14 protein-coding genes are annotated in these 15,940 nt (G+C 69.3%); all 14 read right to left on the bottom strand.

Going from position 1 to position 15,940, the window contains the following annotated elements; all coding sequences use genetic code 11:
* Positions 1 to 13: 13 nt before the first annotated feature.
* From AB4Y32_RS29470 to AB4Y32_RS29535, 14 genes are read right to left on the bottom strand one after another with little or no spacing between them, the layout of a single operon-like run.
* Positions 14 to 2,128 carry a hypothetical protein gene (locus tag AB4Y32_RS29470; protein ID WP_368724697.1) on the bottom strand — a complete coding sequence of 705 codons (2,115 nt, stop codon included), beginning with the start codon at positions 2,126 to 2,128 and terminating at the stop codon, positions 14 to 16.
* Complete coding sequence (locus AB4Y32_RS29475; protein ID WP_368724698.1) at positions 2,125 to 4,875, bottom strand: baseplate J/gp47 family protein; 2,751 nt, start codon at positions 4,873 to 4,875, stop codon at positions 2,125 to 2,127. Before AB4Y32_RS29475 ends, AB4Y32_RS29470 begins: the two co-directional genes overlap by 4 nt.
* Positions 4,872 to 7,391: a baseplate J/gp47 family protein gene (locus AB4Y32_RS29480; protein ID WP_368724699.1), complete on the bottom strand. Its 2,520-nt coding sequence runs from the start codon at positions 7,389 to 7,391 to the stop codon at positions 4,872 to 4,874. The genes AB4Y32_RS29475 and AB4Y32_RS29480 overlap by 4 nt, the downstream gene beginning before the upstream one ends.
* Positions 7,388 to 7,762, bottom strand: coding sequence for a GPW/gp25 family protein (locus AB4Y32_RS29485; RefSeq protein ID WP_368724700.1), 375 nt, complete (start codon positions 7,760 to 7,762; stop codon positions 7,388 to 7,390). Before AB4Y32_RS29485 ends, AB4Y32_RS29480 begins: the two co-directional genes overlap by 4 nt.
* Positions 7,759 to 8,088 carry a hypothetical protein gene (locus AB4Y32_RS29490; protein WP_368724701.1) on the bottom strand — a complete coding sequence of 110 codons (330 nt, stop codon included), beginning with the start codon at positions 8,086 to 8,088 and terminating at the stop codon, positions 7,759 to 7,761. Before AB4Y32_RS29490 ends, AB4Y32_RS29485 begins: the two co-directional genes overlap by 4 nt.
* Positions 8,089 to 8,106: 18 nt before the next feature.
* Positions 8,107 to 8,679 (bottom strand): phage baseplate assembly protein V, encoded by a 573-nt coding sequence (locus AB4Y32_RS29495; RefSeq protein ID WP_368724702.1) that lies wholly within the window; start codon positions 8,677 to 8,679, stop codon positions 8,107 to 8,109.
* Positions 8,676 to 9,803, bottom strand: a complete 1,128-nt coding sequence (locus tag AB4Y32_RS29500) for a hypothetical protein (protein WP_368724703.1) — start codon at positions 9,801 to 9,803, stop codon at positions 8,676 to 8,678. Before AB4Y32_RS29500 ends, AB4Y32_RS29495 begins: the two co-directional genes overlap by 4 nt.
* Positions 9,800 to 10,201, bottom strand: a complete 402-nt coding sequence (locus AB4Y32_RS29505) for a hypothetical protein (protein WP_368724704.1) — start codon at positions 10,199 to 10,201, stop codon at positions 9,800 to 9,802. Before AB4Y32_RS29505 ends, AB4Y32_RS29500 begins: the two co-directional genes overlap by 4 nt.
* Positions 10,198 to 10,830 (bottom strand): hypothetical protein, encoded by a 633-nt coding sequence (locus AB4Y32_RS29510; protein WP_368724705.1) that lies wholly within the window; start codon positions 10,828 to 10,830, stop codon positions 10,198 to 10,200. Before AB4Y32_RS29510 ends, AB4Y32_RS29505 begins: the two co-directional genes overlap by 4 nt.
* Positions 10,830 to 11,135: a hypothetical protein gene (locus AB4Y32_RS29515; RefSeq protein ID WP_368724706.1), complete on the bottom strand. Its 306-nt coding sequence runs from the start codon at positions 11,133 to 11,135 to the stop codon at positions 10,830 to 10,832. The genes AB4Y32_RS29510 and AB4Y32_RS29515 overlap by 1 nt, the downstream gene beginning before the upstream one ends.
* Positions 11,132 to 13,183: an ATP-binding protein gene (locus AB4Y32_RS29520; RefSeq protein ID WP_368724707.1), complete on the bottom strand. Its 2,052-nt coding sequence runs from the start codon at positions 13,181 to 13,183 to the stop codon at positions 11,132 to 11,134. The genes AB4Y32_RS29515 and AB4Y32_RS29520 overlap by 4 nt, the downstream gene beginning before the upstream one ends.
* On the bottom strand, positions 13,180 to 14,469 hold the full coding sequence (locus tag AB4Y32_RS29525; RefSeq protein WP_368724708.1) for a DUF4255 domain-containing protein: 1,290 nt from the start codon (positions 14,467 to 14,469) through the stop codon (positions 13,180 to 13,182). The genes AB4Y32_RS29520 and AB4Y32_RS29525 overlap by 4 nt, the downstream gene beginning before the upstream one ends.
* Complete coding sequence (locus AB4Y32_RS29530; protein WP_368724709.1) at positions 14,466 to 15,227, bottom strand: hypothetical protein; 762 nt, start codon at positions 15,225 to 15,227, stop codon at positions 14,466 to 14,468. The genes AB4Y32_RS29525 and AB4Y32_RS29530 overlap by 4 nt, the downstream gene beginning before the upstream one ends.
* Positions 15,224 to 15,934, bottom strand: a complete 711-nt coding sequence (locus AB4Y32_RS29535; RefSeq protein WP_368724710.1) for a hypothetical protein — start codon at positions 15,932 to 15,934, stop codon at positions 15,224 to 15,226. The genes AB4Y32_RS29530 and AB4Y32_RS29535 overlap by 4 nt, the downstream gene beginning before the upstream one ends.
* Positions 15,935 to 15,940 lie beyond the last annotated feature (6 nt).

Consider the following 15,940-nt stretch of genomic DNA (forward strand, 5'->3'; position numbering starts at 1 on the left):
CGCCATCGTCGGCTCAACTTGCATGGATCACCCCGGCCTCGAGGCCGATGCGGAGATACTCGGTCAGGCGAAACCGCAAATTGGCTTCGCGCCGCACGTTGTACATGCCGTGAAACAGGCCCATTTCGTCGCCGCTTTCGGCGCCCTGGGCCAGCTCGACAGGACCGCTGTCCGCGAGCTGCAGATAGCCGCCCAACCCCGCGAGGCGGCTCGTGAAAACAGGCTCGACGCGCAGCGCGACCGCTGCGCCGATGGCCTGTCGCGTGACGCCGTCCAGCGCGGCGAGCCCGGATGACGCGAGGTACGCGGCGAACGCCGCCTCGGTCGCGAGGTCCGGCTGGCAGCGAAACCGCTGCGGCGTGACGGAGCCCGGCGGCACATAGCTGTAGCGCACGCAACCCGCCTGGGTGCGTTCGAAGCGCGCAAGTCCGCTCAGAATGCTGTTCTCAATCAGCGTGGTCTCGCGCGCGCTGATCGTGCCGAGCACCGTCGATGCCGCAATGTCCACCTCGCCGCAAGGGCTCGCGCCGTCGGCGCCGACGATCGCGGGCGCCGCGTCCGTGCCGCCGTCGACCGCACTATCGGCCACCGAGACAGTCACGCGTGCGTCGATTTGCAGTGCGGCGCACAAGCTGTGCGATACCTTCAGGCTGCCGCCGCCGTCGTAAGTCCAGATGAGCGGGCCGCACAGCGTGCAGTGCTCGAGGTTCAGCGTGAATGCGCTGTCCGTGACGGCGAGGCTCGCTCCACTCGAAGAACTCGACGCACTAGCGGCGCTCGACGAGCTCGCCGCTCCCGCGCGCACCACGATCCCGTCGCGCACGCCGAGGCCGCGCAGCGTGACGCTGCCGCCCGGCACGGCGTCGATCGTGAGCGACCCGAGCACGATGGGTCGCGCGTCCTCGGCCGCACGCACGACGAGCGACGCCGATGCGGGCGTAAGCGCGAACGGGCCGTCGAACGTGCCGCTGTCGGCGATTTCGAAGACGCCCTGCTGCAAGGTTGCCGGATCGACCGACGCGAACGCCGTCACCACTCGCGCCGCGCCTTCGTGCGCATCGGCCGCCTGATGATAGGTGCCGCCGCCATAGGGACCGCCGAACGCGTACGCATAAGCGACCCGCACCGGGTCAGGCGGCGCGCCTGCGAACATCAGGCGTCCCAGTTCCGGATCCACCGAGACGACGATGCCCGGCTCGGTCGGCGCGGTCCAGCCGGCGAGATCACAGCAGCAGATCGCCGACGCGGGAATCGACTTGCCGTTGCTGTCATACACCGCGAAGACCGGCGGATTGCCGAAGAATTCCGGCCGATAGTCGGCGACGGTGCGCAGCGCCTCCAGTTCGACGTAGAGTGCGTCGCGCCGCAACGCGAACGGCACGTTCGCGCGCTGCGTCACGCTGAAGCTCTGCGCGAGCGGCTGCGGCGGATTGACGAGCGCGACGTTGCGGCCGAACGGGTCGAACGTGTAGCGCCCCGCGCCGACCCGCGCCGCCGTGCCGATGCCGGCCGCACCGACCGGCTTATCGGGCGCGGCGAGCGTCGCGCCGCCGAAGGCCGCGAGGCGCCAGACGAATACGCCGACGTTCGGGATGTTGTAGCGCCCTCGCCCGCTGGCGATGCGGCGCACATCCGCGCTGCGGGGCATCGTGTCGAACGCCGAGTCGAAGTCCGCGGCGCACTGAAAGCCGTGCGTGTCGACGCATGCGTTGCCGATCCGCACGTGGTTGCGCACGTACTGCGCAACGGCGAGCCGCTGAAAGAACTCGACCGCCACCGTGGGCCAGCCCGTCACGTCGAAGCCGAGCTGATCGAGGACCGCCACCGTGCCCTTGCGGCGCCGGTAGCCGATCGTATCGGCGACGTCGGCCCGTGCGGTCGCGTCCTGCGGCGGAATCGGCCGCAATGGCCGATAGCCGATCAGCTCGCCGATATACGGAATCGCCCACGGTGCGCAGGTCTGAATGAACAGGTCGTCGTACAGCTGTTCGAGGTCGGCGTCGAGGTACTGCGCCTGGGTCGTGATCACCTTGATCAGATCGAGCAGCGCGCCGCCCGCCGCTGCATCGCTGGTGCGCACGGCAACCGGCAACAGCCCATAGATCGCTTCGGCAACGAGCGGGTTCATGTGTGCACCACCGCTGGCAAGGGTCCGCTGTCGAGCATCAGCAACTCGGCGCCGGCAAGCTTGCCGGCGACGAGCTGCGGCGGCATCGCCCGCAGGCTGCCGGCCGAGGCGCAGGTCGAGACGGTCAGGAGCATCGGCGTCGAAGCCCCCGTGGCAGCGCCGCCTGCGACGCGCAGCGCGTCGAGCGTCAGCGCGATCACGCCCGGCACGTTCTGGAGCACGTCGATCACTTCGCTCGCCTGCACCGGCTGCATGAAGCTGCGCGCATCGAAGCCGAACGCGGCGCGCAACGCAGACTTGGCCGCGGCGACCACCGCATCCGCATCCAGTGCGGGGTCGACGGTGAGCGTCGCGCCGACCGTGAACACGCGCGGCACGTAGCTGCACAGCACGATCGGCACGGTGCCGTCGGTGGCCGCGTTCATCGCCCCGAGCAGATGCGCGAATTGCGCCGACGACGCATCGAGCGGCGCGCCGCCCGTGCCCGCGACCGTCACGCACGCCACCTGGCGCCGCCCGTCCCAGGCCCACACGGCCTGCGCCTTCGCGATCGCGGCACTGGCGCGCGCGAAGTCGCCGACGTCTTCCAGCGAGACGATCCGATCGAGCGCCCGCACGTTCATCGGCGCATTGAGCCGGCCCGATTCGAGCGATTCGGGGTCGCCGCCGCCGCTCGCCTCGACCGGATTGATGACGCCTTGCAGCCCCGCCGGCCGCGTGAGCAGCGTGGTGATGCGCCCGGCCGCAACGTTGCCCGCGACGCCGAGTCCCTGCCGATAGGTCGCGGTGACGTTGTTCTGCCCGCTCGGCAAGCGCGCGCCGCTATCGGCGCCGTCGCCGAACTGGACCATCGTGTTGCCGTTCGCGTCGACGGCGGTTGCGAACACGGCTGCCGTCGGCCCCTGGGTCGCGAGCCACGGCACTTCGGACCAGCGCGCGCCGTTCACCCGCACGCTCAGCGTCGACGCGACGCCGGACGGCGTCGGCGCGCTGACGTAGGTGAGCGGGGTCTGCTTCAGCGTGAAGCGCTGCCACGTGGCGACGCCATTGCCGCTGCCGAGGATCTCGCTCTTCGACGCGCCTTCGGTTGCGGGCGCAACGTTCGCGTTGATCGTGACGGACGCCGCATCGTACTGGTGCGCGAGATCGAGATCGAGGCCCAGCGTCGTATAGCCGTCGACCAGCGCGACCGACATGATCGTGCGCACCTCGCTGACCAGACGCCTCGACTGGTCGAGCGCCGCGCCGGTGATCGCGATCTGCTGGCCGACCCGCAGGCCCAACTGCGCCGAGGCCAGCCTCAGCGTCGACCCAGAGACCGGGTCCGACACCGGCTCGGCGGCAACGGTGAAGCGGTCGGTCGAGCCGAGGACCGTGGTGGTGCGGATCACGAATGCGCCGAGGCTCGCGGGCGCATTCAACGGCTCGAGCTGCGTGATCTTCGACGACAGCATGAAGCCGGTGCGCGACACCTGGCGGCTCGCGCCGATCGCCATCACGAGCGGGTTGCCGCTCTCTCCTTGCAGCACCACCCAGCCGCCCGCGACCAGCGCCGGATACGTCTGGTCGAGCGAAATCCAACCGGGCGAACGGGATGGATCGCTGCCGATCGTCGCGCGCGGGCTGTCCCAATTCGCGAGCACGCTGTCCGAGTACACGCCCGAGATCGTCAGAAACTTGGGCAGCGTGGCGAACAGCGGCGCGTTGTGGCCGAACAGCGCGGCGCGCACGCCGAGCCGGAACGCCTGCACAATCGGCGTGGGCGGCGACGCATTGAGCGCGTTGAGGTTGTCTTCGAGCTGCTGCAACGGCCATTGCAGCTTGCGCGCCTGGGCGACCAGCTCCGCCTGGTCGCTCCACACGACGCCCTTGACCGAGCGCGCGAGCGCCGCATCGCCGAGCGTTCCGCCAAGCGCCGGCGCGGCCGTGGTGGGATCGCCAGCCAATACCGGCGCACCGCCGCGGTTGTCGAACGTGACCACTGTCGTTTGCGTCGCGTTGTCGGTATTCACCTGCGCAACGCGGTTCACGCCGGTGGCCAGCACCCCGCCGGCGTTGCTGACCACCACCAGCAGCCAGTCGCCCGCCTGCACGCTGCCCGCCAGCCCAGCGAGACTCAAGTGCCCTGCGCTTGCGTTGGCCGGATCAGCCGCCAGCGCGCGCGCGGTGCGAACGCGCAGCGCATTCCAGCTCGCGCGCGCCTCGATCGGCGCAATGGTCTCGAACGTGACGGGCTGCTCGCCCGGCCCCGGCACGCTCTGCGCCTGCAGTCCGGCCACGACCGGCACCACCGGCGGCACCAGCACCGGCTGCGGCCCGGACAGCGCGGTGCCCGCCGCGACGGCCGCCGGCGCCTGCACCGTCAGCGCGAGCGGCACGCTCGCCGCCACGCCCGGCGCGAGCCGGTAGCCGACCAGCTTCGCCAGCTCGCGCACCGACACCGGATCGGTGGCCGTGCCCAGGTAATGTTCGTTCGCGCTGCGCTCGCTGTAGAACGTCAGGATGTCGCAGACCACCGCGAACGAATCCAGCAACGCGATGGTGAAATCGTCGTCGCTGCGGGTTTTCAGCGCCGTGAGCCGGCCCGTGCTCGACAGCGCGTCGAGCATGCTATTGCGGAACTTCGCCCACGTGCCGACCCGGTACGCGAGCGACGACAGCCCGGGGCGGTTCGTCACGGTCGCCGGCGTCTGCGCGGACACGCCGGTGCAGCAGTCGCACTCGCAGCCTGGCTTGGTCGTGCTCATATCCCACCATCGATCGTCAGTTCGAACTGTCCGCGCTCGGGAAAATCCGGATCGTTCGCGAGCTCGAACAGCTCGGTCGCGCGCGGAACCAGCACGCCGGTGCGCAGGCCGGTGCGGTCGGGCGACTGTTCGCGCTCGAAGCGGGTCACCTTCACCGACGCGACGCCTTCGACCCGCTGCGCGGCCGCGATCAGCGGGCTCAGATAGAACGGCTCGCCCATCAGGAAACGCTGCGGATTGAAGAGCCCGGGCGTGCCGTCCGGCTGCAGCCCGCTCGTGAAGATCGCCAACAGCAGCTTCGCGAGGTCGGCGGCCACGTAGCCGTTCGCGACGCACACATGCATTGCGACACGCAGCGGCACGCGCACCGCGTCCTCGACTTCGAGGTCATGGCCCGCCATCCGGTAGCGCTCCAGATAGGCTTCGAGTCTGGTCCTGAACGATGCGTCGAGCGCCACGCCCGCGTTGCGCTCGACCGTCACGAACACCGTGGTCCAGCTTCCGGTGTAACGCAGGCTCGCCGCTGCGCGCGCGACACCGGCGAATTGCAGCGCGCGGTCCACATAGTCCTGCGCGGTGACCGCGCGCTCCTGCTGACGGAATGCGATCGGCGCGTTCTGGCGGGCATGCGCGATCGTTTCAGCATCGCGCCCGCCGAACGCCGGCAACGGATTGGTCAATGACCGGATCACGCCGCCACCCTCGAAGCCGCGGTCGATCAGGCCGATCGAATCCGCGGCGACGTTGCCCGCGGCACCGTTGCCGACGCGGTACGACGCAGTGAACTGCATGCTGGGTTCGACCAGATGGCCGTTGACGCCGTCGCCGAAACGCAGGTACGTGGTGCCGTCGTTCTCGACTTCCGTTTCGAACGCGGTGGTTTCCGCGTCGATCCCGCCTTCGAGCAGATCGCCGACCGCGCGCCAGTTGAGCGGGTTCCCATCCTGATCGCTGCTGGTCAGCGCGATGGTCGGCACGGTATCGGCGACGCTCCATGAAGCCGCGCGCGCGGCCGGCTGAATCGGCTTGGCGGTGTCGCCGGGCTGATCGGCTAGGTACGGATTGGCGGCCGCGAGCGTCACGCCTGGCTGAGAAAGCAGCGGCCGGTAGCGGCCGTACGGCGGCACCGCCGCCAGCAGTTCCTGAGGCGCTTCGAGCGGACTGCCGAGCGTGCGCCCATGATCGGCGAGCACGACATTGCCGTAGGCGACGCTGACACCGGTGAGCGGCCGGCTTCCGTGGGTCGAGTCGGTCACGCTCGACACACAGAGCGGAAACGGCAACGCGTCGCCGTCGTGCCAGACGATGCGCGTGACCGGCCTGAGCGTCAAAGGATCGGTGCTCTTGGCCGAGTCGCGCACCAGCCTCACCACGCAGCGCCTTGCCGGGTCGGCGTCGGCGGTCGCGCCGGTGTCCGGTCCGCAGGCCTCGGCCAGGATCAGGATAGCGCCTCGCTGCAACGTGTAGGTGCCGTCGAGCGTCGCCGCGGTCGCGCCGACCGGCAGGCAGTATTCCCGCGCACTCCATGCGTAGAGCGACATCGCATTGTTGTCGGCGCTCAATGGCCGCGGGTTCGGCCGCGGCGGTTGGTCGGCGGTGAAGCGGTCGGCCATCACCTCGAAGAACTGCGCGCCCGCTGCGAGCGCCATGTCATAGGTCTGCGCGTCGGCGCGCAGGGTCGGCGCGCCGGCGCCGTCGAACAGCGTCGCGCAGCGCGTACCCGGCGGCACGCCCTGCGGCAGGTCGGCGTCGAGATCGAGCGCCAGCCAGACGCGCGCATTGCAGCCGTCGTCGAGCCGATAGTCGACCAGCCGCACGTGCCGGCGGATCGACGTGCGCAGCCGGGCCGTGTTGAGGTACGCCTCGGTGTCGATCACGTCGTGGCGGTAGCCGAGCTGGTCGGCCACATAGGCGAGCGTCTCGACCAGCGCCACGCCCAGATCGGCCGGATTGCGCTCGCTCCAGCGCGGCGCGAGCAAGGCGAGACGGTCGAGCATGACCCGGACGAACGCCGGGTAGTCGCGCGCCAGATAGTCGATGTTCGGCGCGCTTTGCGCGGGCGGCACGCACAGCGCGCTGTCCTTGCAGTCGAAGCGCTTCGCGCATTCGACATGAAACGTGAAGCTCGCCGCGCACAGCACCGGATCGAAGCCGGCGGGCGGCGGGTCGGCCGGCGAGCCGAGCTGCAGCGTATAGGTCGAGAAGTCGCCGACCTCGCTTGCGATCACCTGCAACTGGTTCGAGGCCGGCCCGCGTTGCACCGACTTGACCGCAATCGACCTGATCCGCTCGCCGCCAGCGATCGAGACCAGCTGCTTCGACAGCGGCGCACCCACCGCCGTCGGCAGATCCGGATCGACATCGGTGTCGATGTCGAAGATGAACTGCACGACAAGCCGCGCCTCGTCGGCCGGATCGATCTGAATGAAGTCGATCCCGTTGACCGGCGCGAGCGCCGGGTCCGTCGTCGAGCGACGGACCAGCTCGCGCCGGTCGTCGATCGCGGACGTGCTCATACCGATCTCCCGAACAGGACCGTGGCGGTGTCGCCGCTCTGCCGGTCGAGGTAGCTGACCTTGATCGTCAACGTCGCGTCGTCGCTTTCGACCTCGACGCCGCCGATCTCGATCAGGTCGCCGAGCCATGTTTGCAGCGCGCCCGCCACCAGCACCTGGGTCATCGCCGCGAGGCCCGGCCCGTTCGGATCGAAAACGAGGCCGAGCACGCCGCTGCCGAACGTCGGACGCATCACGCGCTCGCCGGGCGCGGTGAACAACACCGCTTCGATCAGATCGCGCAGATGGCGGCCGCGCTGCGCCTCCATCGTGCGGCCGCGGCCGTCGATGCCATAAGGCGCCGCGATCGGCAGGGTCGGCACGGTATTCATTGCGCGATCACTCGGGTTTGCGTCGAGACGATCATCGGCGGCCCTTGCGGCACGCCGGTCGCACTGATCGCCAACCCGGTGGAGGCCTGAGTGATCGGCGGCGAGCCGTTCACGAGCACCCGCGTCGCCGGCGTGAGCCACGTCACCTGAAGGCAAGGCTGCGGCGGCGGGATCGTGAAGCCGCAGCCCGCCACCAGATGCTGGTCCGCGACGGTCGCCACCGGCATGCCGCTCACCAGCACGCGCGGGCTGCCGGGCAGCACCGCGATCTGACCGCCGTGCGGGCACATCGCCACCGCGCCGACGTGAAACAGAGGACCGGCCATGTGTGTCTCCTCGCGTGCCTAGATCACGGTGAGTGCGCCTGCATTGACGGTCACGGTCGGTCCGATCAGCGTGATGGACGCGCCCTTGCCGTTCTGGATGTAGATGCCGGTGTCGTTGACGATCAGCGTCGCGCCGGTCGTGCTCTTCAGCATGATGCCGCCCGTCGGCCCCGGGAGATCGCTGACCACGAGGCCGTTCTGCAGCGTCGTCTGCAAGGCGATCGTCGCGACCGCGGGCGGCGCCGCGTGCGCGAGCACCGGCACCTCGGCGGCCTCGCCCCAGTAGCAGCCGACCCAGATCGGATAGTCCGGATCGCCCTGCTCGAACTCGACCCACACGCCCGCGCCGATCGGCGGCACCGTCACGATGCCCATCTGGATACCCGCCACCGGCGCGCAGGGCATCGCCCACGAGGTCGGCGTGAAGGTCGACACGTCCGGCACGATCACCTGGATGCGGCCGATCTGCATCGGGTCCACGTTGTTGAGCACCGTGCCGCGATACTTGCCGAAGAACTGCTGCGACGCGTTCGAGCTTTCCGCCTCGAGCGTGCTGCCGGCTTCGTCGGATGAGGCCTCATAGTCGTTCATGTCGGGATGCTCCCAAGCGTCGAGACGAGCCCATTGCGGCTCAGTTCGAAGTCCTGCCTGTATTCGCCGCGTTTGAGTTCGTGCGTGACGCCCGTCACGTACCACAGACCGTCGAACGCGAGACCCGCGCCGCGCAGCCCGACCAGCCCGCGCGCCTTCAGCACGCGCCCATAGCGCAGCACGTTCAGCGAACCGCTCGCGGTCACCGCCTCGGCGCTTTGCGCCGCGCGCGCCATCGCGATTAGCATCGCGCGCATCGCCGACCACTTGGCCGCGCCCTTGGTCAAATCGATGCGCGTCGGAATCGGCTGGATCGCGCCAAGCGGCGGATTGAGCGGCGAGATGTCGCCGACCGCGATCGGGATCGGCGTTTTCGTCAGCGGCTCCTGGATGATCACGATCGGCAGCGACTTGCGAGCGTTCTTGAACGTGAACTGCAGCTTGTCGACATTCGTGTACGCGTCGGCGTCGACGGCGAGCGCGGGCTGCACCGGCCCAATCTTGATCTGCGGTCCCCAGTACGCGACGCTGATGCCGGGCTGCGGACCGGGGTCCTGGTAGAACACGTAGCCGACCGCATCGGCGAGCCGCCGGATGTGCTTCAGATCGGTGCCCTTCTGACGGGGAATCCGGTCGATCGGCAACGGCACGTCGATCAGCACGCTCGGGATGATCATCGGCGCGACGCCGAGCACCGCATACTTGACGAGCAACAGCGCGACCTGCGCCTCGGGCGGCATCGCCGGCAGCGGCAGGCCGCTGGTATCGAACAGGTCCATCATGCGCGTCAGGTCTTCGCCGATCACCGTCAGCGTGGTCTTGCCGTTCTGGATGTCGGTGCCGACGTGGTGATTCGTCATCACGCCGTCGATCAGCACGTTCATCGTGCCGTTCACCGTCACACCGACGATCACGCGCATCACCGGCGGAACGCCGCCGCCCGCGATCAGAAAGAGCGTCTGCAGCGGCGAATCGACGTCGATCAGGAAGTTCAGCTCGAAGCCGCTCGCGCCGGTCGCGCGCGTCGTCACCTTCACCGACTGCAGCGCGTCGATGATCGTCTTCGATGCCTTGATCGGCACGACCGGCCCGATCCACAGCGACAGCTCGATCGCGTTGATCATGTGAGGCCTCCCGCGCTGCTAGCGGCAAGCGGGATATCCACGCTGACCGCGACCGGCGGCGGCAACGGTTGTCCCGCCGGCACCGCGGGCGTGCGCGGCGCGAGGGGATCGTCCGGACGCACCGCGAGGTTCGCGTCGGCGACGCGCCAGTACAGCAGCGGATCGCCGAGATAGCGCGCAGCCAGCACGTCGATGCGGTCGCCCTGTTGCACCTGATGCACGGTGAGCGTCGGAAACAGCGCCGCATCCGGAATGAAGCGGCGCTTCACATAGCGGATCACGACGCCGTTCGCCGCGGTCGTTTCCAGCACCGGCAAGCCGTAATACCGGCTGCTGGTGTCGTAGCCGGTGGCGGGCAGCGTGCCGGCGTCGAGTAGCGCGGTCAGCAAGTCGCTCATGGAATCCCCGTGATGCCGAGCTTCGCGAGCGAACCGCCCACCGCCTTCTGCGCGAGCCGCTCCTTCTGCTGTTGATAGGCGAGGTAGATGCTGCCGCCGCTCGACGCGTACGGCAGATCGTCGATGCTCAGCACGCGAAGACCGAGCGACACTTTGGCGCGGATCGGATTGAGCGCGCTGTCGAACATCTCCTCGGTGATGCTGAATTCGGTGACGCGCACCGGCACGATCCGGTTGCTGCTCCAGACGAACAGCGCGAGCGGCGCGTCCATCGGCGCGATCTCGAGCACGCCGTTGCGCGCGTTCGCGTCGGCGGCGGCGAGCTGCTGGGTGGTCGGGTAGATCAGCATTTCGAGCGACGCGAGCTGCGGCGCGATGCCGTTGCTGACCGTGTTCGGGTTGCTGCCCGGATCGGCCAGCGCATCGGCGGCGTCGATCTCGGCGTCGAATTTGAACGTCTCGATCGCGACGCCCTTCAGGCGCAGCTGATCGACGTGCGGCCCGCTGTCGGCGCCGACGCCCTGCACCTGCAGCGAACGCGTCAGCGTCTCCGGGTTGTATTGCAGCGCAATCACCCGCAGCACGGCCGCGTTCGCCGGATCGACGAGGACAATGCCAGCTTTGAGCATCAGCGTCTCCGATCCGGCGTGGCGCGTGCGCGCGCCGGCGCGCTCGCCTGGGTCTCGCCGATGCTGCGCCAGACCCGCTCGGCCAGCGCGCCGCCCAGCGCGGCCGGCGCACTGCGCGCGTTCACTTCGAGCGGCCGCGCGGCGAGCGCGTCGACGGCCGCATTGCGATACGCGCGCGCCGGCTCGGCCGCGAAGCGCAGCGTCAGCGCACGCCCCAGCGCGTCGGCGAGCGCGCGGCACTGACGCGCGTCGAAGCCATCCAGCGCGAGCGTGTCGATTTCGACGATGATGCGCGACCTTGTCATGCCCAGCCTCCGATCTCCACTTCGCTCGGCGTACGTTCGAGCTTCGCGCACTCGGCCAGCGCCGCTTGGCGCAGGTGGTGCATGCTCACCGCCTGCGCCGCGTCCGCCGCGAGAAACGCCGCATAGGTGACGATGTTGCGAATACTGCCGCCCGCCACGTTCAGCCGCGCGAGCTGCGTGAAGTCCACGCCGTCGACCGGCACACCGGGGCCGAACAGCTGCGCCCAGATCAACATGCGCTGGGCGTAGTCCGGAAACGGAAAGCTCACGACGAAGCGCAGACGCCGCATGAACGCCGGGTCGATCGCCTTGCGCATGTTGGTCGTGAGGATCGAAATGCCGCGATACGCTTCCATCCGTTGCAGCAGATAGCTGACCTCGAGATTCGCGTACCGGTCCTGGCCGTGCTCGACCTCGCCGCGCCGGCCGAAGATCGCGTCGCATTCGTCGAACAGCAGGATCGCGCCGCTCGCTTGCGCGGCGTCGAACACGCGGCACAAGTTCTTCTCGGTCTCGCCGATGTACTTGCTGACGAGCTGGCTCAGATCGACGCGAAACACGTCCAGCTCCATCGCGGTGCCCAGCACTTCGGCCGCCATCGTCTTGCCGGTGCCGCTTGGGCCGTGAAACAGCGCAGCCAGACCGAGGCCGCGCTCGTCGTGAATGCCTACGCCCCATTCGTCATGAACGGTGCAGCGATGGCGCGCATGCGCGGCGATGTCGCGCAGCGTGTTGAGCTGATCGTCGGACAGCACGAGCTCGGACCACTCGGTGCGTCGTTCGAGCCGCTGCGCGAGCGTCGCTAGCTCGTTGCGGCCGCCTGCGCGCGCGGCACTCCAGATCCGCTCGCGCGGCGTCGCGCCTGGTTCGGCCTGGGCGCGCTGCGCGGCTTTTTCGATCGACACGGCGTCGAAATCGAACTGCGCGGTGACCCGGTCGAGCAGCACGCGCAACGCGGGCTCGGGCGGGTTGCGCGGCATCGCGCTGGGGCTCGAATCGGACAATGTGGAGGTCGTCAGCGCCGCACCGAGCGCGACGCTCCACAGCTCACGCTGCTCGACACGCAGCGGCCGGACCACGTCGAACACGTGCACCGGCCGTCGCCCGAAGTGAAGCGGGTGCCGTGCGCCGATCGCGACCGGCGTCGCAAAGCGCTCCAGAAAACGGCCGAGGCTTTCACGCGCGAGCGGTTCGACGACGCCGTGCGCGTCGACGAATAGCGCGGCATTGCGCAGACGCGCTTCGCGCTCCCAGCCGCGCGCGCGCGCTTCGAGTTCCTCGGCCGTGCCTGCCAGCACGGATGCGTCGAACTCGAACGTGACGAAGCCAAGCTGGGCGAACGCATGCGCGGCGACCTGCTGCTGCCCGGCGCGATCGTTGCCAGTCAGCAGCGCGGCGGCAGGCAGCGCGCGCGATACGTCGAACGCCAGCACTTGGGCAATCTGGCGCGCGACCTCGGCATGGCTGGACACGAGGCTCGCGGGAGCATCGAGCGGGCTCACGCAGCCATCGATGCGTGGATCGAGTTCGCACACGCCCGCCAGTTCATGCAGAAAGGCTTCGTTGATGCGCAGCGGCGCCAGCGTCAACGAACTGCCGGGGTGCATTTCGACGAGGTTCCAGCGGCGCAGCGGACTGGACGGCGCAAGCGCGCTCCAGTGCGCGTCCTCGAACGCCGCGAGCGCGAGTGCGAAGGTCGGATAGTCGCGCGCCCGGTCGCCTTGCGCGAGCGCGCATAGCGCTGCGAAGCCGGGCTCCAGTTCGAGCGCGGCGCACAGTATCACGATCTTGCGTTCGAACGACGACAGGCCAAGGCGTGCGCACGCGATGTCGAGCGCGCTGGATGTGCAGCCCGTGGCGCACGTCGGGTCGATATCCTCGCACAATGGCGCGGCGAACTCCGCAGGCGGCGCCACGCCGGCCGCTTGCGCGGTCTGCTCCGGCGGTCCGGCAACGCGCCTGAGCTGCACCCCCACCTCCGCGATCTCCGCCAGCAACGCGCGTTGATTGGCTTCGAGCCAGCCGCTCAGGCCATCGTCGAAATTCACAATGTCACCTTCGGCGCGCTGAACGCATGAGTGCCCGGATCGATATCGAGCGGACTGTCCGCGCCGTCCACGCGGATGCGGACAAGGTAGTCGCCTATCGGCACCCCTTGGGTTTTGATTGTCACGGTATTCGGCCCGCTGATGCCATCCGCGTCCGCGTCGAATGTGTAGCTCCGTGCCGTCTGCGGCGCCGGCGGATTGAGCGGATTGAGCAGCAGCGAAACCTTTTGAGTCGCGGCGAGCGCCGGATCGAGCGTCACCGTGACCGGCACGCGTGGTGGCTTCACCGTGTTGTCCGACGCGCCGACCGCGATCAGGTAATCGCCTGACCCCGCCGCGCGGCGAATGCGCGGCTGCAGAATGAACGACGCGACGTTCGATTCCGCGAACGCCGTCTTCGGTGTCGTGCCGAGGTCGATCTGCTGGACCACGCGCAGCGTGTTGATGCCGGCAGTGAGCGCCGGCAGCGTCACGCTGACCGATGCGCCGTCGCCGCTCGCGGTCGGCTTTTGCGGCGCATCCGGAGCGCCGTCGAACACGACAAACGTATTGCTGCCGACGAGATTCGCCCCCGTCAGCGTGAGCGCCACGCCGGCCGCAAACGGCACGCTCTGCGGATCGATCGCATCGATGACCGGCCCGGCCAGCGGCAGCACCACGACGTTGCGGCTCAACACCGGCAGTGACGCGACCACCGGCGCCTTGCTCTCGATCAGCAGCACCGACACCGCATACGCCGCGGACACGCGGAACTTGCTCTGAAACGCGGTCCACAGCTTCGAGAGCTCGTCGGTGCCAATCTGCTGCGGCACGATCTTGACCATCTCGATCTGGTTCGCGAGATCGGCGCTCGCGAGCGCCTTGTCGACCGGCGTGGCCGGATTGGAAAACACGTTGGCGATCTTGCCGCGAAACAGCACCGGAATCTCGTGGACCGCCTGCATGCCGATGCCGAGCATGATCTGCGCTTCGAAGTCGCCCGCGCTGTAGGCGCTCATCAGGTAGTGCAGATCGATCGCCAGCGGTGCGCGGCCGACCTGGCTGCCGTCGCTGCCGCGTGTCGGCAGTCCGACCTCGCGCCAGCCCTGGTTGTAGGTGACGTGATACAGGAACAGGTTCAGGTTGGTCACCTCGCCGTCGGTGCCGGTGACGAGGTGATCGGGCGGCGCCGTGCTCGTTGTCGCACCGCCGAGAAACGGCATCGCGAGCCGCGCCGCGGCCACCGCGTCGTCGACCACCGCGGCGATAACGCGGGACGTCGCGGCGATCGCCAAGGCGGTGCTCATGGCCGTCCCCGGTCGCGCGTTTTCAGGTACGCGTCCAGCGACGGGTTGCGCAACCCGCCTTCGGGCTCGCGGGCAGGCGCGGCAGGTGGGCTGGCGTGCTGCGCGCGCACGTCGATGTGGCCGATGCGCACGATCACCGTCGGCGGCCCGTCGGCCTGCGCGGCGTGCCGGTCGCTTGGGCGCAGGCGTTCGCGGCCCGGCTCGCGAGCGCTCTGGCGGAGCGAGCGCGGCTCGCCGTCGTGAAGCGGGCCGTGGCGCGCTTCGATGCGGGGAAGCGCCGCGCGCGCACGCGGATCGGCGAGCGCCGGAACCAGCGGCTCGCGATCGTCGCGCGAGCGCTGCGTGGGCGCGGCCTGCGCCGGCTGTAACGACGAGGTTTCGGCGGCGGGGCCAGGATCCGGTTGCTGCGCCAGCAGCCGTCCATCCGGTCGATCTGGTCGACCTGGTCGATCTAGTCCATCTGGCACGCACGCACGAGCGCGGTTCGCGAGCGCCGTCCGCACCGGCACACCCTGATCGTCGAACGGCGGCGTCTCCACTCGCGCGGCATCGCGCACCGCATGCCGCGTGTCCGGCACATCGTCGCGTGCGTCAACAGGCGCGGAGCGTTCGGCCGCCTGTTCGATATCGAGCCACGGCCTGCCCGGATCGCCGTGCGCCCATGCCTGCGCGTCCCCGAACCGGTAGCGCGGCAACGGCCGCAGACGCGGGCCCGCGCCGACCGCGAGCGAGGCGATGCGTTCGAGGTAACCGCTCACCGTATCAACTCCAGATAGCGGCGGCGACGCTGTTCCGGCAGCGCGAGAATCGCCGCTTCGGACCAGCCGTATACGCTCGCCAGTGTGTCGACGTCCTCGATCAGGCTCCGCGCCCGCGCGCTCAATTCGTCCCACAGGAATTCGCCGATATCCACCGGCAGCTGAAACCCCTTGCCGCACTCCGGACACGAGATTGCAAGCTCGATCGACGACGCGTCGCACAGACGCTCGATCGCGACGCCGATCGCCTCGGCCACCTCCTCGTCGGGCGGCGCCAGCGGCGTGTTGGCGTCGTGCGCGAAGCAGCGCCCGAGCAGCGCGCGCGCCGCGTCGCGCGGTTCCGTGCAGCGCGCGATCGCCGCGAGATCATGGCTGTCCGGCACGCGAAACCCGATCTCGCGCCCCGCGACGAACACGGTGCCGCCGTCCTGCTCGTCGCCGCACATGCGCGCCGACAGATCCACACTCACATCCAGCTCGCTCGCGCATGCGTCGCATTGCGCGACGCCGTCGAGCCTCGCGCCGAACGCCGCGACGCGGCTGGCGATCAGCAGTTCGTCGCGCCGCCGGATCGACAGCCGCGCCAGCGCGTCGCGCGTCTCGAACGTGAACGCTTCGAGGATCGACAGCGCGCGATCGACCGGGTGCTCGCGCTGCCCGCGCTCCCACAGCGCAAGGAGCGACTGGCCGTCCGGCAAGGAACGCATTGCGCC

Source organism: Paraburkholderia phymatum, assembly GCF_040965635.1.
In the GTDB taxonomy this organism is placed as follows: domain Bacteria; phylum Pseudomonadota; class Gammaproteobacteria; order Burkholderiales; family Burkholderiaceae; genus Paraburkholderia; species Paraburkholderia phymatum_B.